23 protein-coding genes are annotated in these 19,634 nt (G+C 33.9%); 10 read left to right on the top strand and 13 right to left on the bottom strand.

Features of this window, described 5'->3' with window-relative positions; all coding sequences use genetic code 11:
• Positions 1-13: 13 nt before the first annotated feature.
• Positions 14-1,006, bottom strand: a complete 993-nt coding sequence (locus ACW0JX_RS08730; protein ID WP_459245782.1) for a permease — start codon at positions 1,004-1,006, stop codon at positions 14-16.
• 168 nt (positions 1,007-1,174) lie between these two features.
• Here ACW0JX_RS08730 and ACW0JX_RS08725 point away from each other — a divergent pair, with 168 nt between their 5' ends.
• Entirely contained in the window at positions 1,175-2,362 is a 1,188-nt protein-coding gene (locus ACW0JX_RS08725; RefSeq protein ID WP_340784264.1) for a GTP-binding protein, read from the top strand.
• Between the two features lie 36 nt (positions 2,363-2,398).
• Here ACW0JX_RS08725 and ACW0JX_RS08720 read toward each other — a convergent pair whose 3' ends face one another.
• Entirely contained in the window at positions 2,399-2,710 is a 312-nt protein-coding gene (locus ACW0JX_RS08720) for a DUF3784 domain-containing protein (RefSeq protein ID WP_065483072.1), read from the bottom strand.
• A 135-nt stretch (positions 2,711-2,845) separates the two neighbouring features.
• Between ACW0JX_RS08720 and ACW0JX_RS08715 the strand changes: the two genes are divergently transcribed.
• On the top strand, positions 2,846-3,811 hold the full coding sequence (locus ACW0JX_RS08715) for a DMT family transporter (protein WP_071730872.1): 966 nt from the start codon (positions 2,846-2,848) through the stop codon (positions 3,809-3,811).
• Positions 3,812-3,827: 16 nt separating this feature from the next.
• Positions 3,828-4,499: a GntR family transcriptional regulator gene (locus ACW0JX_RS08710; protein ID WP_459245577.1), complete on the top strand. Its 672-nt coding sequence runs from the start codon at positions 3,828-3,830 to the stop codon at positions 4,497-4,499.
• Positions 4,500-4,555: 56 nt separating this feature from the next.
• On the opposite strand, the gene fbpA is transcribed toward ACW0JX_RS08710, so the two are convergent.
• Positions 4,556-4,726, bottom strand: coding sequence for a Fur-regulated basic protein FbpA (fbpA, locus tag ACW0JX_RS08705; RefSeq protein WP_000098302.1), 171 nt, complete (start codon positions 4,724-4,726; stop codon positions 4,556-4,558).
• A 193-nt stretch (positions 4,727-4,919) separates the two neighbouring features.
• On the bottom strand, positions 4,920-5,819 hold the full coding sequence (locus tag ACW0JX_RS08700; RefSeq protein ID WP_053564806.1) for a cation diffusion facilitator family transporter: 900 nt from the start codon (positions 5,817-5,819) through the stop codon (positions 4,920-4,922).
• Positions 5,820-6,030: 211 nt separating this feature from the next.
• On the opposite strand from ACW0JX_RS08700, the gene ACW0JX_RS08695 reads away from it, so the two are divergent.
• On the top strand, positions 6,031-7,104 hold the full coding sequence (locus ACW0JX_RS08695) for a WD40/YVTN/BNR-like repeat-containing protein (protein WP_459245576.1): 1,074 nt from the start codon (positions 6,031-6,033) through the stop codon (positions 7,102-7,104).
• A gap of 41 nt (positions 7,105-7,145) precedes the next feature.
• On the opposite strand, the gene ACW0JX_RS08690 is transcribed toward ACW0JX_RS08695, so the two are convergent.
• Complete coding sequence (locus ACW0JX_RS08690) at positions 7,146-8,252, bottom strand: DUF4179 domain-containing protein (RefSeq protein ID WP_095691109.1); 1,107 nt, start codon at positions 8,250-8,252, stop codon at positions 7,146-7,148.
• Entirely contained in the window at positions 8,249-8,815 is a 567-nt protein-coding gene (locus ACW0JX_RS08685) for a sigma-70 family RNA polymerase sigma factor (RefSeq protein ID WP_000840007.1), read from the bottom strand. Before ACW0JX_RS08685 ends, ACW0JX_RS08690 begins: the two co-directional genes overlap by 4 nt.
• Before the next feature lie 262 nt (positions 8,816-9,077).
• Between ACW0JX_RS08685 and asnB the strand changes: the two genes are divergently transcribed.
• Complete coding sequence (asnB, locus tag ACW0JX_RS08680) at positions 9,078-10,901, top strand: asparagine synthase (glutamine-hydrolyzing) (protein WP_428880493.1); 1,824 nt, start codon at positions 9,078-9,080, stop codon at positions 10,899-10,901.
• 42 nt (positions 10,902-10,943) lie between these two features.
• Here asnB and ACW0JX_RS08675 read toward each other — a convergent pair whose 3' ends face one another.
• A complete protein-coding gene (locus tag ACW0JX_RS08675; protein WP_002040904.1) occupies positions 10,944-11,771 on the bottom strand; it encodes a protein phosphatase 2C domain-containing protein in 828 nt (275 codons plus the stop codon).
• Positions 11,772-11,893: 122 nt separating this feature from the next.
• Between ACW0JX_RS08675 and ACW0JX_RS08670 the strand changes: the two genes are divergently transcribed.
• From ACW0JX_RS08670 to ACW0JX_RS08660, 3 genes are read left to right on the top strand one after another with little or no spacing between them, the layout of a single operon-like run.
• Positions 11,894-12,304, top strand: a complete 411-nt coding sequence (locus ACW0JX_RS08670) for a MarR family winged helix-turn-helix transcriptional regulator (protein WP_053564811.1) — start codon at positions 11,894-11,896, stop codon at positions 12,302-12,304.
• On the top strand, positions 12,288-12,617 hold the full coding sequence (locus tag ACW0JX_RS08665; protein WP_000545616.1) for a DUF3147 family protein: 330 nt from the start codon (positions 12,288-12,290) through the stop codon (positions 12,615-12,617). The genes ACW0JX_RS08670 and ACW0JX_RS08665 overlap by 17 nt, the downstream gene beginning before the upstream one ends.
• Complete coding sequence (locus ACW0JX_RS08660) at positions 12,578-13,510, top strand: alpha/beta fold hydrolase (protein ID WP_144465372.1); 933 nt, start codon at positions 12,578-12,580, stop codon at positions 13,508-13,510. The genes ACW0JX_RS08665 and ACW0JX_RS08660 overlap by 40 nt, the downstream gene beginning before the upstream one ends.
• 18 nt (positions 13,511-13,528) lie before the next feature.
• On the opposite strand, the gene ACW0JX_RS08655 is transcribed toward ACW0JX_RS08660, so the two are convergent.
• The 5 genes from ACW0JX_RS08655 to ACW0JX_RS08635 form a co-directional block, all read right to left on the bottom strand.
• Positions 13,529-13,900 (bottom strand): hypothetical protein, encoded by a 372-nt coding sequence (locus ACW0JX_RS08655; RefSeq protein WP_000461779.1) that lies wholly within the window; start codon positions 13,898-13,900, stop codon positions 13,529-13,531.
• An 89-nt stretch (positions 13,901-13,989) separates the two neighbouring features.
• Positions 13,990-14,565 carry a histidine phosphatase family protein gene (locus ACW0JX_RS08650; RefSeq protein ID WP_459245575.1) on the bottom strand — a complete coding sequence of 192 codons (576 nt, stop codon included), beginning with the start codon at positions 14,563-14,565 and terminating at the stop codon, positions 13,990-13,992.
• A gap of 116 nt (positions 14,566-14,681) precedes the next feature.
• Positions 14,682-15,773 (bottom strand): serine hydrolase, encoded by a 1,092-nt coding sequence (locus tag ACW0JX_RS08645; RefSeq protein WP_001214676.1) that lies wholly within the window; start codon positions 15,771-15,773, stop codon positions 14,682-14,684.
• Positions 15,774-15,951: 178 nt separating this feature from the next.
• Positions 15,952-16,113, bottom strand: a complete 162-nt coding sequence (locus ACW0JX_RS08640) for a hypothetical protein (RefSeq protein ID WP_000108701.1) — start codon at positions 16,111-16,113, stop codon at positions 15,952-15,954.
• A 65-nt stretch (positions 16,114-16,178) separates the two neighbouring features.
• Positions 16,179-16,295, bottom strand: a complete 117-nt coding sequence (locus ACW0JX_RS08635; protein WP_012593193.1) for a hypothetical protein — start codon at positions 16,293-16,295, stop codon at positions 16,179-16,181.
• Between the two features lie 41 nt (positions 16,296-16,336).
• Between ACW0JX_RS08635 and ACW0JX_RS08630 the strand changes: the two genes are divergently transcribed.
• Entirely contained in the window at positions 16,337-16,783 is a 447-nt protein-coding gene (locus tag ACW0JX_RS08630; protein WP_029441929.1) for a YfmQ family protein, read from the top strand.
• Positions 16,784-17,051: 268 nt separating this feature from the next.
• Entirely contained in the window at positions 17,052-18,500 is a 1,449-nt protein-coding gene (locus tag ACW0JX_RS08625) for a serine hydrolase domain-containing protein (RefSeq protein ID WP_098138324.1), read from the top strand.
• A gap of 286 nt (positions 18,501-18,786) precedes the next feature.
• On the opposite strand, the gene ACW0JX_RS08620 is transcribed toward ACW0JX_RS08625, so the two are convergent.
• Positions 18,787-19,620 (bottom strand): hypothetical protein, encoded by an 834-nt coding sequence (locus ACW0JX_RS08620; RefSeq protein WP_459245574.1) that lies wholly within the window; start codon positions 19,618-19,620, stop codon positions 18,787-18,789.
• Positions 19,621-19,634: the final 14 nt, after the last annotated feature.

Below are 19,634 nucleotides of genomic sequence, written 5' to 3'. Positions count from 1 at the left end.
TCTTTCTCACCTCCTATAACATTATGATTTGCAGGATGGTATACACAGATGCAATGACAATTCCTATCAAAAAGAATACAAATCTCTTTTGAAAATATGCAAATAGCATTAACGTATTTTTCATATCAAGCATAGGCCCAAACACAAGAAATGCGAGAAGTGCCTTTACCGAGAAAACATTTCCAAAAGATGCCGCTATAAAAGCATCTGCTGCAGAGCAAATTGATAGAACATAACCAAATCCCATCATAATAAAGGGGGCAATTACTTCGTTATGTGCTATTGCATCCAGTACATTCCGATCAAAAAACGTTTGAAATACACTTGCTAAAAAAGCACCAATCAATAAATACTTACCAGTATCAAAAAACTCATCTACAATATGATTCATAACATCTTTCCAACTCTTTTTTTTGCTTGTTTGAACTGAAACCTCTACATCTTTTAAAACATTTCTTTCGCGATAGCAATAATACACAATTAGACCTATGAATAGAGCAACTAAAATTGTTATCCCAAAGCGTGCATATACTACGTAATCATTTTTTGGAAACGCATATACAGTAGATAAAAGAACAACTGGATTCATAATGGGTGCACTCAGTAAAATAACAATGCCTACATGAAGTGGTAACCCCTTTTGAATGAGCCTTCTTACAATTGGTATAATGACACATTCACACATTGGAAAAAGAACTCCCACAAATACTGCCGGAATCATTGCAACAATCGGAGATTTCGGCATTACTTTTTGAATCATATCTTCCGTCACAAACACTTGAATACATGAAGAAACAATTACCCCTAATAAAATAAAGGGTATTGCTTCAAAAATGATACTTAAAAATACTGTATTCACATTCAACCATTCCTGTGGCATATTTTTGTGCAAATTTGCTAGACTTGTAAAATCTACAAAAAATAATAAAAAGAGAAACATAGCGATAAGAGCTATGCCTACTAATTCTTTTGAAACTCTATTAAAGACCAAGCTTCTCGCCTCCATTTTATTTATATGTAAACATGTGCTTGTCCAAATGCTCCATACTACAGCACAAATTTTATAGTCTATTTCTATTCTTAAATCGTAATCATTATGATTTATTCTTGCTTTTTCTTTTCTCATCGTTTAACATAAAACGTAATCATTACGATTTAAAGGAGAGATCATTTCATGAAAAAAGTACCTATCACTGTATTAAGTGGTTTTTTAGGATCTGGAAAAACTACCTTACTACATCACATCTTGACTAATAAGAATAACTTAAAAGTAGCTGTCATCGTTAATGATATGGGCGAAGTAAACATTGATGCATCTCTTATAAAAAAGGGTGGTTTTTCACGTACGGAGGAAAAACTAGTAGAAATTCAAAATGGCTGTATTTGTTGTACACTACGAGAAGATTTAATGATAGAAGTGAATCGTCTTGTTGAAAATGGTGATATTGACTATATTATTATTGAATCTTCTGGTATAAGTGAGCCTATTCCAGTTGCTCAAACATTTACTTATACAGACGAAGTTCTTAACATTGATTTAACGAGAAATTGTCGCCTCGATACGATGGTTACAGTTGTAGATGCAAATAGGTTTTGGGATGATTTTGCAGACGGAGAAAGTTTATTAGACCGAAAACAAGCAATCGATGAGAATGATACCCGGGAAGTTATTGATTTATTAATAGATCAAATTGAGTTTGCAAACGTAATTATTCTTAATAAAATAGATTTGCTAGAAAAAGAAGATGTGATAGAGCTTCATCATTTACTAAAAAAATTAAATCCTAATGCAAAAATTCTTGAAGCTTCGTTTAGCAAAGTACCATTACAAGAAATTTTAAACACAAATCTATTTAATTATGAAGAAGCTAGTCAATCGGCCGGCTGGATACAAGAATTAAATAGTGAACATCATACACCGGAAACGGAAGAATACGGTATCAATTCCTTTGTTTACCGTCGCAAATATCCTTTCCATCCCGAGCGCCTTATGAATTGGCTAGAAAAATGGCCTTTAGATGTTGTAAGAGCGAAAGGATTCTTCTGGCTCGCATCTCGTAATAATATGATAGGGCTTCTATCTCAAGCAGGTTCCTCTATTACAATTCAAGGAGCCGGTGAATGGATAGCCGCATTACCTGAAACTGAAAGAAATCAAATGATTGCAGAAGAACCTGAAATATTAAAAAACTGGGACGAGCGATATGGAGATCGAATAACTGAGCTCGTATTTATCGGTATTGATATAAATCGTTCTGTGATTGAACAATCATTAGATGATTGTCTATTAACAGAAAAGGAAATGGAACAAAAGTGGAATACATTTATTGATCCTATTCCGGCTTTTACTTATACTTCATAATAATTAATAAAAAGGCTTCAGTAGAATGAAGCCTTTTTATTTTATAGCACTCTTATTTAATAAGTTTGCTTTAATTATAAATACAACTGTACCTAAAACAATTAATATAGCATATATGATACCAACTACATCACCTATTTTTTCTAAGCCAAGCGGTAATATTATAGTAGCAACTCCAACTATATAAGAAAATGCTCCTGAAAGCTTCGCTAATTTATTTTTATCTCCAACAAACGTTTCTTCTTGATATCCTGCTAACAAAAACAACCTCTTTTTCACATGTATTTGATACACTAAAAAAATGATAAGTAACCCAACAAATAAACAAACTAAAAATCCAGCTAACATATACTCCCCCTCCTCTACAATATTTTACTATACATAAAAAACAAATTAGAAATTTCAGTTTATTAACGAGTCATTCTGTGATATATTGCATATTGTATTCAATTTATATTTTTAGAAAGGAGAATTTTAGATCATATGGATTCAAATCGATTAAAAGGAATTATAATGGTCATAATCGGTGCTTGTTTATGGGGCTTGTCTGGTACAGCTGCACAACAACTTTTTCAATATGACAATGTTTCAACCGAATGGTTAGTTACGATCCGTTTACTTATATCTGGAATTATTTTGCTCATTATTTCCTCATTCGGAACGAGAAAAAAAGAGATATTTGGCATTTGGAAAAAAAAATCTGATGCTATTAAAATGATTTTGTTTGGTCTATTCGGTATGCTTGCTGTACAGTATACGTATTTCGCTTCAATTAAAGAAGGAAATGCTGCCGTGGCAACATTATTACAATATTTAGCTCCTATATTCATCACTGTATACTTACTTTTCAAATGGAACGTTCGTCCATCAAAAATTGATTTCATTTCAATTACCCTTTCATTAGTAGGCACTTTTCTCTTACTAACAAACGGGTCTGTTCATAACTTGGCTGTTTCTACACCAGCTATTATTTGGGGTGTTTTATCTGGATTATCTCTCGCTTTTTATAGTTTATATTCAAAGGAATTGTTAGAAAAATGGTCTTCCTCCGTTATCGTTGGATGGGGCATGATTATTGGGGGTATTGGTGTAACGATTGTACACTTTATTTCTACAAACGAATTCATTTTATTATCAACTATGAAATATGTAAAACTAAGTACCCTACCGCTCATCACATTTGTCGTCATTTTCGGGACACTTATTGCCTTTTATTTATACTTAGACAGCATAAGATACCTGACTCCGAAAGAAACAACATTATTTGGTTGCACAGAACCACTCGCAGCTATTATTTCTTCTGTACTTATATTGCACGTGCCATTTCAATCTTTTCAGTTATTAGGCGCTTTTTGTGTCATTGTAATGGTGCTCATCTTAAGCCAAAAGCCGGATGAAGGGAAAGAAAAATTAAAGCTTGTTCATGCAAAAAAGGAAAATATACAATGAAAGGATTGAATTCACTATGCCTGTCCCTCAAAATTATAAAAAACCAGGAAGAATTTCAGCAAAATCACTCGTTTTAAATCAACTACAAAATTGGATTATTAAAGGTGTACTGAAGCCCAATGAAAAAATTAATGATGGGGAATTGGCTGAGGCACTAGGAGTAAGCAGAACACCTGTAAGGGAAGCACTTCAAATATTAGAGCTTTCTGGATTAGTGGAAATGGTACCAGGGCAAAAAACGAAAATTGCTCCTATTAAGTTAGACGACGTATCTATCATTTATGAAACGATGGCTGGTCTTCACTCTATTATAGGAAAGCAAGCTCTTCAAAACATTACAGACGCTGATATTCAACTACTTTCTGAAATAAATGATCATTTTCAGCACTCTATAGAGAAAAAAAACGCAAAACAAGCTTTAGAATTAGATATACAATTCCACAATACAATTTCTTCTATTGCTAAAAATCAATATATTGAACCCTTTCTAGAAAATATGCAACTTCACGTTTTACGTCTTGAATATTTGTTTTTCCAAAACTTTGTTCCAGCAAGTCAATCTATTGAAGAACATCACTCTATCATTCAAGCATTGCAGAAGCAGGACGAAAAACAAATGGAACAAATAATGACTCAAAACTGGCTCCGTCCCATGAAAGAAATACAAAAAATAATTTCTACGAAATAAAAAGAGAGCTGGTTACACAAAATCGTAACCAGCTCTCCTTTTACTAATCTATATAGCTACGCCTGAATATTTGCATAATCTTCCATATCTTCGTACTCTTTTTCCAATTCCTCTAAAGACAGCTCGTATAATTGTCGGTCGCGAATCTTAAACACACCTGCTCCAATTAACTCATCAATTAAATGCCTCTTACGATTTTCAACAGCAAAACGGAGTTGACTACTCATCTTTTAAAAAACTCCTTTCTACGATCATTGAAAATGATAATCTTTATCAATTACCACTTTTGATTATAAAAGATGACTCTTTATAAGTAAAGTAATTTCATGAAATATTTACCTTGCAAAGTATTTGTGGCCACATTATATATATGTATGCCGTGCGAAAAATGTTATGACACTTTTTCTTATCCTTTTTCTTTCATACTTTGCAAGTTGTCTCATCATGATTAAATTCACCATCTATTTCTACTTGAATGGTGACATGTTCTACATGAAATTTCTCCTTTAATACATACGTAGCCTCTTTTAATACACTTTGCGTTTCATTCCCTTTAATAATAAGATGACATGTTAATACTTGAAAATCTGATGTGACAGACCATATGTGCAAATCATGAACTTCTTTGACAATCGGAATATTTAATAACGTACTTTTTACCTCTTCAACATTTATGTGCTGTGGTGCACCTTCCATTAATATATGAACCGTATCACGTGTTACACGCCATCCACTAATAATGACTAAAATAGACACAAAAATACTAGCAATCGCATCTGCAGCAGTCCATCCGAAAAATTTAATAAGTAACGCAGCAATGATCGCTCCGACGGAACCCAATAGATCGCCTAGTACGTGTAAGAAAGCGCTTCTTAAATTCAAATTACCTTTCACATCTCCGCCTCTCATTAATATCCAAGCTGATAAAATATTAATAAGCAGACCAAGGACTGCAATAATGAGCATCCCATTACTAGCAATCTCAACTGGTTCTTTAAAACGACGGATTGCTTCAATAAAAATGTATACCGAAATGACAATAAGAACGACACCGTTACATAATGCTGCTAACATTTCGACTCGCTTATATCCATATGTTTTCACAGTTGTTGCTGTTTTTTCTCCGAGCTTAAACGCAAGTAAACTTAAAGCTAAAGATACTGCATCACTTAGCATATGCCCCGCGTCAGATAGTAGTGCTAAGCTATTTGTTACAAATCCACCAATAACTTCTGCAATCATAAAACTTGTTGTTAGTAGGAAGGCAATTAGTAACGCCTTTTTATTTTTTGAATGACCATGATCATGCGAATGTCCCATACTTATACTCCTTTAAGTACAATATCTGTATGTTAGTATGAAACAAACTCCCCATCTTTATCCCGAATTGACTGATTGTAAACGCCCGCTTCCTCTATATACACACTTCGCTACTTTTTAAACAATCCCTTTTTCTCAAATAAAACAAGACTACTTCTTTTTTATTTTCATATTGTTTACTAATGAAAGATTTTTTAAGGAGGTTACTTAAATGCAACGTTTATTTCTCTGTATGGAACGTGAACTTGTTGTAGTGAAAGAACAATATGATAACTATGAAACGACTTACCACTTACAAAATATGCAACCTACCTGTATCGCTGTTGATCCGTTCCACCCAAACCGTGTATATTGCGGAACATTTGGACGAGGTTTATGGTTAAGCGATGATGGTGGGGATTCTTGGCGACCAATTGGGGATTCCTATCGTTACTTTGATTTCCCTAAAGAAGATGGTATTTTGCACTCCTCTATCACTTCCATAACAATAAGCTCAAATGAACAAGTGAACGGATATGGGGTCGTTTATGTCGGCACAGAACCGAGCGCTTTATTTCGCTCTGAAAATGGTGGTGAAACGTGGACTGAACTTAAAAATATGAAATCATTATTATCTTCTTATACGTGGGCTTTCCCGCCTAGACCTTTTACCCATCACGTACGCTGGATTACAGTTGATCCAAACAACCCTAATACAATACACGTTTCAATCGAAGCTGGTGCTGTTATTCAAAGTAATGATAAAGGGCATACATGGATTGATAAAAAATTCGGTGCTCCTATCGATGCTCATCAATTACTTATGCACCCTGAAGCACCAAATCGTCTTTATGCATCATGTGGTGACGGATTTATGGGCGGACCTGATCGTGCTTATCTTGAAAGTTATAACAATGGAAACAGCTGGATCTCATGTAGTGAAGGACTTGAACATCATTATTTATACAGCATGGCAATTGATCCAGCTGATTGTAATACGATTCTAGTTTCTGCCGCGCCAAGTGCTGATCTGGCTCATCACCGTATCCCTTATGAATCTTATATTTATCGAAAAACGAAAGATACTCCTTTCCAGCAAGTACAACAAGGACTACCATCTGCAATCGGTACAGTCATTTCAATGTTTGCGACAAACAAGGCTGAACCACATACGTTTTACACGTTAAATAACAATGGCGTCTTTCAATCCAATGATAGCGGCGAATCGTGGGAACAACTAAATATTCCGTGGAAAGATGAATATAAAACGCAGCATCCGCATGCATTGCTCGTTACTAGTTCTTAACGAAAAAAAGACTGCCTAAATGGTTTTAGGCAGTCTCTCTTTTATTTCTTTAAATCAATGACAATATCATCTAACACAATATCTTTACTCTTCGCTTCTTTTTTCGGCACTTCTATTTTCTTCTCTTTCCCATTCACATATTCTACTCCACCATGATTTTCAGGTGTATGTACTCGCAAGTGCACGCGAGGTGTAACGATAAGCTTTGTTGCATTTTCGTTTAACTTTTTGAATGTAGCACTCCAACTACTTTTATGTGGCTCCGCTACTGTACTACTTCCGCCATTTCCTTCACCAGCATAATGATTTCCTAAATCATCTTTTATTTCTAACTCAACATCCGCACTATCCCATATATTTCTTAATGCCTTAGATTCTTCCTGATTGAAAAAAACGATATATGACATCGGGGTTACTTCCATTTTGTCTATATTTACTTTTATTAATTCATTTTCAGACACCTTATTAACTTTTAATTCCTTACTATCCATTGCTTTTAAACTAAGCGCGAAATTCCAGTTCCCCTTTATTGCCTTACCTTCATAATCCAACTCAATTGCCTCTATATCCCACCAAACATTTGCAACATCTAACCTTTCACTACCATGACCACTCATCGTAGTCATACCTACATATTTTCCCTCTCCAACTTTTGTAACGTTCGAACTACCTCCTCCGCCATTAAAGCCCCTAACTTGCGGACTTCCAAATGGGAACGGTTTCTCTCCTAAATCTTTTTCGCTTTCAATAGAATATGTGATTGTAATTGTTCTACCATCAAACACAGCATCATTAATGGTAACCTTAACTCCATTACTCTCTCTCGTCATATTCAACTCAGTCGAAAATTCTTTATAATTTTCATATAACCCTGTTCTACCATTATCTAAAAATCGGAATATGTCACCGACAATTGGCAATCCCCCCGCATATGTAGGAAATCCGATACCGAGTGTTGCAACTGATAATCCTACTAACATAGATGCAGCAGCGACACCTTTTTTCCAACTTTTCATCTTTTTCTTCGTACGTATCGATTGTTTTACATTTCGTTTTACTTTTTCCTTTTCAATTTCAGAAGCCTCAATTTCTTCTAGTTCTTTTTCATCTATATCAATATCATTTAATAGTTCATAAATGTCTTTCATATCGCACTACCTCCAAAACTAATATTCGTAGCATTTTGTTGTAGTTTCTTTTTCCCCCGGTACACTCGATTATCAATTGCTGCCCGAGTTAATCCTAACTTGTCACCTATTTCCTCTGTCTTCATACCAAGTAAATATTTCATAATGAACACCTTTTGATCTAGCGGTTCTAATTGATTAATGAGCTTCAATAATTCTTCCCTATCTTCCATAACGATTAATTCGTCTTCTGCTGATTTTTCTGTACTGATATGAAACTCATCTGAAATGATTTCTACTGTTTTAGTCGATTTCCGGTAATAATCAATTGCTTTAAACTTCGCAATCGCTGCAATCCACTTTTTAAAATCGCTCGGCTCTCCATGAAATTTATTTGCGTTATTCCAAATGGAAAGAAATATATCGTTTATACATTCCTCTATGAGTCCATCATTTTGAATTGGAAGTAGAACTTTATGCGTGATTCCCTTTATGAGTGGTAAGTATGTATCGACAACAAATTCTAACGCGTCTTCTTTTTGCCGTTGTAATCTTTTTATAAAATTTTTCTCATTTGATTTCATGTAGCGATTCCCCTTATTGTTTTGTAAAAGCTTTTACACCCTATATAACGTCTGAGAAAATTTTTTCTCTCATCTTTTTTATTTTTTGTATGTAATGGAATACTTTTCCTTAGCCATTGTCTCACATAACTATGCGTTCAAAGAAAATTTTCTCAAGTCTACAATTTGGTTCATGTAGTACACTATTTATATAGTCATTCTTTAACTTGGTGTATATTTTATTTCGTTAATCTACTATTTTAAATTAGGAGATGAGATATGTATGTGTGGAATTACAGGTTGGGTAGATTGGAAAGAAGACCTTTCAAATCAACATGTTATTTTAAAAAAGATGGCAAATAGTATTCAGCATCGTGGTCCGGATGCTGAAGGATTTTGGTTTTCACCTCGCGCAGCTTTTGCACACCGCCGATTAATCGTAATAGATCCTAAAGGAGGAACGCAGCCAAAAACATTTCGTGCTGGTGATTATACGTATGCTCTTACTTATAATGGAGAAATTTATAATTTCCGTGAACTTAGAGAGCAGCTTCAAAAATGTGGGCATGCATTTGAAACCCATTCAGATACAGAAGTATTACTACATGCTTATTTAGAATGGAAAGAAGACTGCGTACGACATTTAAACGGAATTTTCGCTTTTGCCTTATGGGATGATCAGAAGCAACAATTGTTTTTAGCACGAGATCATTTAGGTGTAAAACCACTCTTTTTTACAGAAAGAAATGGCAGTATTATTTTCGGCTCTGAAATTAAAGCATTATTAGCGCATCCATCTGTCCCTGCTGAAATTGATGCGGATGGAATAAATGAAGTATTTGGATTAGGCTTATTTCGCACTCCAGGATGTGGCGTCTTTAAAAATATTCAAGAAGTACGTGCTGGACATTCTATAACATTTACACGTCATAAAAAAGTAGTTACGAAGTATTGGAATTTAGAAAGTAAGTTCCATACAGACTCTATAGAAGATACATCTTCGCATATTTTATCTATTTTACAAGATACAGTAAAAAGACAATTAATTGCCGATGTTCCTCTCGTTTGTATGTTATCAGGCGGATTAGACTCTAGCGGTATTACTGCACTTGCGGGTAAAGAATTTGCTGCTGAAAATAAAACACTTCATACGTATTCTGTTGACTTTGTAAATAGCGCAAAAGACTTCGAACTGACATTTGCTCGCACTGGTTTAGATGCACCTTGGGTAAAACGCGTTTCTGAACATGTCGGGACAGCGCATCATGATATTATTGTGAATGCTGAAGAATTAGCAAATCAATTATTCGTTCCCCTTCATGCAAAAGATTTACCGAGTGCTGGTGAAATGGAAACTTCACTATATTTACTATTTTGCGAAATGAAAAAAGATGCGACCGTAGCTTTATCCGGCGAATCGGCTGATGAAGTATTCGGTGGATATCCTTGGTTTCATCAAGAAGAACTACTATATGTAGATAAGTTTCCTTGGCTAACAAATTGGAAAAATACATCTCCTCTTCTACTAAATGAGGTAAGTAACCAATGTAATCTAGAAGACTATATTGATACACGATTCCAAGAGGCGATACTTGAAGTACCTACTCTTGAAGGCGAAAGTAAAAAATCCGCGAAACAACGCCAAATGTTTTATTTATTTTTAACACGATTCCTTCCTTTCTTACTTGACCGTAAAGATCGCATGAGTATGGCTGTTGGATTTGAAGTTCGTGTACCGTTTTGTGATTATAGATTAGTTGAATATTTATGGAATGTTCCTTTCAACATAAAAAGTATTGATAATATTGAAAAAGGCATTTTACGTAGAGCACTACAACCAGCTTTACCTGACGATGTACGCAATAGAAGAAAAAGCGCTTATCCAACTTCACAAGATCCACTCTACTTACAAACAATCCGTAATTTAACACTTGATATGTGTAACAATAAAAACAATCCTATTTTCTCACTTATTAACCATTCCATCTTACTTTCAATTGCTGATCAAAGTAATAAAGAGATTAACAATTTTGAGGCAAGAAGTGCCATGGAGTATATGCTACAAGTAAATGAATGGTTGAAAACATATCACATCCATATTGCTTAACAAAAAGGAGTTCAAGGATAAAAACCTTGAACTCCTTTTATATTAATTAGCACATTGTTTATTATCAGTATCAATAGACCATCCAATAATCGTGGCACAGTCTCTACCTTTCCACTGCAGTACATTTGTTAATACGGGCTCAATCTGCAAGCTATTTCCGTCGTGTAATATTTCTACTAAAGATTGATCATCATCAAACCTTCGTTTGTCACACTCTAAAATACCGTCTGTTGCCATTACAATGTGATTCATTCCTTTTTCTAATCCTCTTACACCTGACGTAAAGCAAGGTGTATTTGCTGCAAAAATATTTTTCCTGCCAATATATTCGTAATTTTTCCGTTTATTTAATCGTCCTTTTCCATTTTTCGTTTTCTCAGAATGGAATAAATACGCGAAACAATCACCAACTGATAACCAATATAAAAATTCGCCTTTTCGTAAACAAATTAAGCAAGCGAGTTCCTCATCATCTTGATCACACTTTTTAATAAATAACTCATCTGTAAATAACGCTAATAGGTACATATGTGTATGATGGAAAGCTAAATGTATTGGATATGAGAATAACTCTTTTAGTTTTTCTTTTCTTTCCGAAATCGCTTCTATTATATAATCTATATTTTTTGTTTTGTGATGTGTATCAAAAATCATAACAAATTCAAATTGTAATTCAGGATCCCACCAAGCCAGCACCGCATCTCCTCGTTCATATGCATCACTCTCTTGATTTCCCCCATATACGCCGACTGAAAGAGGACCACATTTTTCAACATGTATTTCATCTACATACATCTGTTCATGACTAATCCATTTGAATGTATTCACAGCTATCATCCTCTCTCTTGCTAAATGTATACCTTTACACATAGATTACCTTATATTTCAATAAAAATAAACTTTTTCAACATTTTTTATCCAAATAAAAGGATTTTATTTCTAAAACAACGAATATATCTTACTATACGATATAAAAAAGGGGATTTATTATTATGAACAACATTAATCAACATTGGGAGAGCATTTATTATCACTTACGATACGAATACGAGGACAACCTTTCCCACCAAGCAATTCGTATTTTACAAATCGTTTCTCGTGAGAAAGGTATAACAATTGGAAAAGTCGCTACTGAGCTTAGTCTTTCTCATAACACAGCGTCTGAACACATAAAGCGCCTTATTCAAAAGGGCTTCATCATTAAAGAGCGAAATAAAAAAGATGAAAGAGTTGTAAATCTTACATTAACAATTGAAGGAATTGAAGTATTAGAAAAACATACTTTACTAGATAAAGAAAAGATAAAAATATTAGAATTACAGTTATCAAAAGAAGAACAACAATTAATTGAAAAAGCATTTTCGTTATTAGCGAAGGAGGCAAAATATGCATTTCCTCGTTAAAGTAATCGTTTCGGCACTTATTATCGGCATTATCACTGAAGTTGCTAAACATTACAGTACGATAGGTGGCTTTATTGCTGCCCTTCCTCTCGTGAGTTTACTTAGTTTATTTTGGATTTCATTCGAAGGCGGAAATAAACAAGAATTGAGTCAATTTGCTTTAGGGGTATTATATGGATTCCCCGCATCAGCACTACTATTATTTATCGTCTATATTGGTTTAAAAAATTCATTTACACTTAGTACATCTGTCCTACTTGGTATAGGTGTTTGGTGTATCGTTTTTGCTTGTCAAAAATTATTTCAAGCTTAGGAGGAATTAACATTCATAAATTTGTAGAAATAATGGGGCAAAATATAGAAGTACATATAAAAGGAGGTGGTAAACAAACTGTAGTCATTCAAACCGGAATGACTTGCTCATTTTATGATTGGTTTCCTATTATAGAAAAGCTTTCAGAGCACTTTACAGTCGTTTCATACCATCGCCCAGGTTACGGAAAAAGTGATTTAGGCAATCAGCCGCGTACAATAAGGCAAGTTACAAAAGAGCTACATATGTTACTAAACAAACTAGCTATTCAAGAGCCATTTATTCTAATCGGTCATTCCTATGGAGGATTATGTGCACAACATTTTGCGATGTTACATGGAGATAAGCTGCAAGCACTTATTTTAGTTGATTCTACTTCGATGAACTTACACCGTTTAGATGAACTTCATTTACCAATTTCTGATCAAACTGATTCTGATGATGTTTGGTTTCAAAAATATAATATATATTCCAAAATGGATGTAGACACACTTTATAATGAACTAAAACCTATGCTCACCGATCAATCAAAACAGCAAATTGAATTCTCTACCTCGCCTTCATTATATAAAGCGACAGCTTCTGAACTATCGGAGTGGAAAAACTGTGCTCTCTCACTAAAAGAGCTATGTAAAACATTAGAAATACCATTAATCGTTATCGGTAGAGATCCTCAATATTCTATTACTCAATTGACTAATGGCGGCATGCCTAAAGAGGAAGCAACACAACTTGAAGCAATGTGGCAAGAACTAATTCACGAACAATTACACCTCTCAACTAACAACCAATATATGCTTGCCGAACATGCGAGTCACGGTATAGAAAATGATCGACCAGATATTATTATTGAGGCGATTCATTTCTTACAAATAAAAAAAGGAAGCAACTAAAGCTGCTTCCTTACTTATCTATTCATAATCTTCTTCATCATCGATTTCTTCGTAATATGAACTTCCATTACTTACATATATAGGGCCATTCGCAACATCAATACGTAGTACCCACGCCCATGGCACAGCTAAACGTTTATGTATCGCTCGCCAAAAGCTCATTGATTTTCTTTCGTACTCCTGGAACTCCTGAAGTAACTCTTTGTAGGAGGAACCGTCTAACTGAATATTTGCTTCTAACAAACGAGAATGGGCATAGTACTGTAACTCTAGTTCAGCAGCAATTTCCATTTCTTCTTCCGTTGCCATACCAATAATTGTTCCATCTTCTGGTGCAATTTCATATACGTTTTGAACTTCAATAAGCCCTTCTTTCTCTTTCTCAAACATGTAAACAGCCTCCTTTAACATATATTTTTTATGTTACAAAGTCATACTTCTACAATAACTTCTCTCTTTCCTCTTTTTTTGATAAACTTTTACAAAATATTTAACCGATGACCTGTTTTCTCTATTCTTTCAGCAGAAATGAAACGATTTTTATCAAAATTTAATTGATACACATCAGGCATATGAAGTGTTTTCCAAAACTCTAAATCATATTTCGAATTAAAATAATTCATGAGTAATACCATAATATTTCCATGCGTACCTATTACAATATTCTTACCTTCATATTGTTTTAATATATTTTGCATACATATTACAGCGCGCCTTTGTGCGACATCATTCGATTCTCCGCCTTCGTATGCAAAACTCCAATCTTCCCACACATTCTGCATAGCATCATTAAAATTTGATACCGGCTCTGTGCTCAATAATCTTTCACGCAAATCTTCTTCTGTTTGTATTGATAATTTATATGTATTCGCAATTCCTTGTACAGTTTGGATTGCTCTTTTATACGGGCTAGAAATCACAACCTCAATATGTTTATCTTTTAATAAGCGTGTTACATTCTCTGCATCTAAGTACCCTTTTTCAGATAAAGGTCGCTCCCGTTCTTCTTTTGTATAGGTAGAATGGGCATGGCGAACGAAATATATTGTTGTCATTTTTCAACCTCCTTTCTTATTTTCAATTTATATTCAATAACAAGATTGGAAAATCCTGTATTAAAAAAGAGCGCTTTGCATAAGCGCTCTTTTGTTTACATAATAAAATTATTTCATTATAATTTATTTCTGAATTCCTCACTTATGGCAATGTCTCGAATAAAGTAATCCATATTACTTAGAAGTTTTTCAAATGCTTTTTCACTCAAATTGTTCATCATAAAGACAATCTCAATCTTATTCCCTTTTTTATCAGTACCATAGAAACTATTTGTTAATACAAATGCCGTAGAACCACCTTTCTGTCCAGCAAATTCGAACATACCCTCTCCTACGGTTCCTTTAAATATATTCTCAATCTCACCTTGCATTTGTGGTGTAAAATAATTTCTGCTATTTATCTTTTCCAGTAAACTCATGTAATCCTTCGCATTTGCACCTATAAACCGATCTGACCAAATACGCTGAAAGTCCATATCGGCTTTTAACGATATCTCGCGTTTTGTCCATTCTTTCTCGTCTTTCATCCATTCATGTATTTGCCATACATGCTTAACATATTCATCATTAGACATATTACGTAGCTTGTCCAATGCTTTATTTTGAGGAATATGCAGTTCTTTTTCAACATAGCCCCTCATATATAATGCCCCTGTATACGTTGGATAAAATTCATCGTGACTATTTAAGCCTAACTCTTTCAAACTTTCATTTATCCGCGCTGCTCCAAGCTTGTCCAATAAATATGATGTATTCGCATTCGAACTATAATGGATCATTCCTTTCACTACTTCTTCTAAAGAAGTTTGACCACCCTTCACTAACTCTTTAACTTTTACATCATCTAGCCATGCAGGGTGTGCACCACCATCAGTATTTTTCACATAGTATTTTTCTAATTCTTTCAATGAAATTTGCTCGTCTTTTCTTATTTTCCCTTCAGCTACTTGCTTAGCATATTCAATTGCTATAACGATTTTCGACATACTTGCTAGCGGTAGTTTTTCTTTTTCATTTATTGATGTCAATGTTTCACCATTTCTTTTAACAATTAAAGAAGTTGTTTTATCATCCTTATGTTCTTTTATGTAATTTAGCACATAATTAGAGTCTTCTTTGGAATTGACATATTCCTTCACTGAAAAGAAAGCTATACAGCCTACTATAGTAATTCCAGCTATAATTCCAACAACTTTTAATCCCCTCATGATACTCCCCCTAAAATAAACATATTATATATTATACTAAATAAATTTCCCTTTTTAAGTAATAATTAGATTATTTATACAAAAATACTTCTTTTCTTAAACAACAAAAAAACATGCCTTCATTAGAAAAGCATGTTTTGTGATATTCTTCACATTGTTTCGTTAAAAAATTATCTTTTTATTTACCATGATGTAACATTAAATCACTAAGTTCTTCTTCAATGTGATTTAATTTCGCAACGCCTTCTTTCCATTTATGAATATAACGTGAAACCCCAACGAAAAACAAAACAATAATTGTGGAAAGAATAATACCATATACGATTGCTACAGTACTCATAGTTACACTTCCTTATAATTAGTAATGTGGTTATTAGTTATATTTTTATTATAAACCTTTTTCTTTTAAAATACTTCGATTTCAACTTTTTGTAACAAAATTGATTTTTCTAACATTTTGTTCGTAAAAATGGCATATTTTTCACAAATTATACAAAACTTCACCATATGTACTATTACCATATGAGTTATATTATTAAATAGAATAAAGGGGATGATATACTATGACGACTTGGTTTATTGTGATGTTAGTTGTATTTGGAGCATTTAAAATTATCGTTTCTAGCCTTCCTAACACTGTTATTGAATCCATTATTAGCAAGTACGAAACACATCCACAACTTGACGAAGAGAATGTGACTATTACAATTCACGGAAATAACGTAGAAGGCGAAAAGAAATCAAAAATTATTCATGATTTTAACGAAGGTTTATTTTTAGATCGCTATTATGCACCACCCCATAATGAAGGCACTCCTTTAATTATCAATGCAAAACGTGGTAAAAAAGATTTCACATTTTATATTTACAGTCATGAAGAGCATGTTGATGTTGTAAAACAATATAAAAAGAAGGTAGTTGCTTATAGTTTACGCTCTAAAAATCTTCAAAACAGTGATATGTTCGTGTCAGCTGATTTGTATAGTGATAATAAAGTTATTGAATTTTGACTAAAAAAGATAAGAGGCTTACTACATTCTATATGCAGCAAGCCTCTTTAAAGTTGTTTCAAATTATATCCATCTGCTTATGTAATGCTTAAAAAATGAATAATAAAGTTGTTTACTTCTTATTGAACTAACGCCCCCGTTAGTTTAAGTGTAACTCTTCACAATTATTTCATATTATATAGGTAAATAGAAAGATAAATTAGAATTTAGTTTATAGTTATAAAAATAAGTTATTTATATCCTTATAATTCTTCAAAAAGGAGAGTGTATGAAAAAGACTATTGTTTTTGTATTAACGATATTTATATTATTCCCAGGATTCGCAACACAAAGTTATGCGTTGTCAGATTCGAAATCTGAGGCAATACAAGCATTGCTAGATGATGCCTGTCGTACATCAGGTGTGCCTGGAATGTCAATCTCAATACTTGCTGATGGTGAAGTGTTCTACTTTTCTTCTGGGTATGCAGATCTTGAAAAGGGATTGTCTGCAAGTGAAAATACACTCTATGAGTTGGCCTCGGTGAGTAAAGCTTTTACTGGTATGGGGATTTTGCTATTGGAAGAGCAAGGGCTGCTATCAATGACTGACCCTATCCAAAAATATTTACCTTGGTTTACGTTAAAGTATCAAGGTAAACCTGTTGATATGCAAAACCTTACACTAAATAACTTTCTTCACCATACCAGCGGCCTAACAAATATTAGACATCTTCAAAATATTCCACAAGGTAATACGCCTGATATGTTGCAAAAGACCGTGGAAACGCTGGTAGATGCAGAATTGGCGTTCTCTCCCGGTGAACAATATAACTATGGAACCGTTAATTATGACGTATTGGGTTTGGTTATTGAGATTGTATCACGACAAAGCTATGAAGACTTTATGAAGGAGCAGGTATTTATACCCTTAGGTCTTCACCAGACGTATGTTTATAAAGAAGATGCTCAAGCCACTGGACAGTTAGCACAGGGCTACCGTTCTTCCTTTTTTATAACAACTCCATTTAACGCTCCGGATTATGCTGGGAATAAACCTGCCGGCTATATCATTTCTAATACAAAAGATATGGCGCGTTGGATGGGCATACAGATGGGTATTGTGCAGGACATACCCGAAATATTTCACAGGGCTATCGAAAAATCACATAGGGGTGATATGTCTGTTTCGGCTGTCAATGATATGTATTATGCGGCAGGTTGGTCGGTAAACGCCGAACAAACGTTTATAGAACACACTGGGGGTAATCCAAATTTTAGTACCGAAGTAGCCATACTGCCAAATGAAAGAACAGCCATCTGCTTACTGAGCAACGGCGCAAATACCAATATAAACCTGGTACTAAAAGTTAAAAATATATTAAACGGCAATCTAACTCAGTCATATGAGATAAGCGGCACACAGCTTTTGGACATCATTTTGTCGTCTACCACAATTATTCTTTGCCTATTAGCCGTTCTGTTATTTTTCTTAGGATTAAGAAAAAGGAAAACGAATGAGCAGCAGCCAATGACAAAAAAGAGAACAATCGTAACAATTATTTTCCTAATCGCTACGATTGCCCAGTGTATAATGTTTTTTGCCCTCGATTGGTCAACGATACTTATTTGGCAAACATATAGTGTTCTTACAGCTTTAATTTCGTCAACATTATTAACAGCAAGCATTACTTGGTTTGTATATACTCACCGATTAGATGCCTCGGTCCGAAAATAAGTATAATGTTAAGTAAATAAATCCTAATTTATCGATATTTTTAATTTAAAAAACAGAAGACACCTCGGTGTCTTCTTTAATGTCATCGACACTTCTCCTAGTTAAACCCACTTGCTATTTCTTCCACTAACCTGCCTCGTTAGTAGAAGAAGGATTTTTAAACAACTATATTATTTTTTAAATGACTTTATTGTAAATTAAACAACTTTATTATCTCTGTACATGATTTAGCTTAATACTCATATATAAAAAGGAATCCACGAAATATGGATTCCTTTTTTCTCATTTACTGAAAAATAAGCTCTGTCTTTAAACTATCTTTCGGTAACAACCAGTCTTTTTTCTCTAAACTCCCCATTAATAATTCCCTTTGTTTTGTCGCAATACTTTCTTCATTTGTTTTAAATGACACTTCTATTACGAAGTCATCTTCTAATTTTCCGGTATTACTTAATGGCCAAATTTCAATATTTGCTTTTATGTTTTCAAACTCTCCTGTATATCGTTTCATTAATACAGGACCGTAAATACGGGAATTCTTTAACATCTCTTCTCCCCAATTTGTATACAACCATTTGTTCATTTTCCCTGGTAACTTTTCTATTAACATGTTTTGAGCAGCTTGTTCATTTGGTAAATCAAGTACCCCATATCCTTTAGCACTGTAGCTTTTCTTATTTGAAATGCTTAATGTTTTCTTCTCAAATCCCCAATCTATTTCCGCCTCATAACTATCCGTATTACTATCGAATCCTTCTTTTTTAGCTACTTCTAGTGCATCTTGAATTACACCATTTTGAATAGGGTATCTTTTTTTATATGTTAGTTCAAAATCTTTACTAAATTCTTTTTTTCGAATTCTAGCAAACCAACCTTCATCGCTTAAACTTTTATTCGCAGTATCTAAAAATTGCACTTGTATTCTTTCATATTTTGTACCAGCATGGAAATGTTCTAGCACCTCTTGCTTCATCTCTTTGTTATAACCTAATACTTGTTCTGGCTTTAATAATAACTTCACTTCAAAACTAGGTTTCATTGGACTAGCAGTAAACCCTTCCTTAACGTTATAAAGGAAACAACAAAAGAAAATGCTTACGAATACAAATACTTTTTTCATATACCTATCCCCTT

This window comes from Bacillus sp. C-3-6, assembly GCF_054509685.1.
This window is presented reverse-complemented; position numbering and strand designations above follow the sequence as displayed.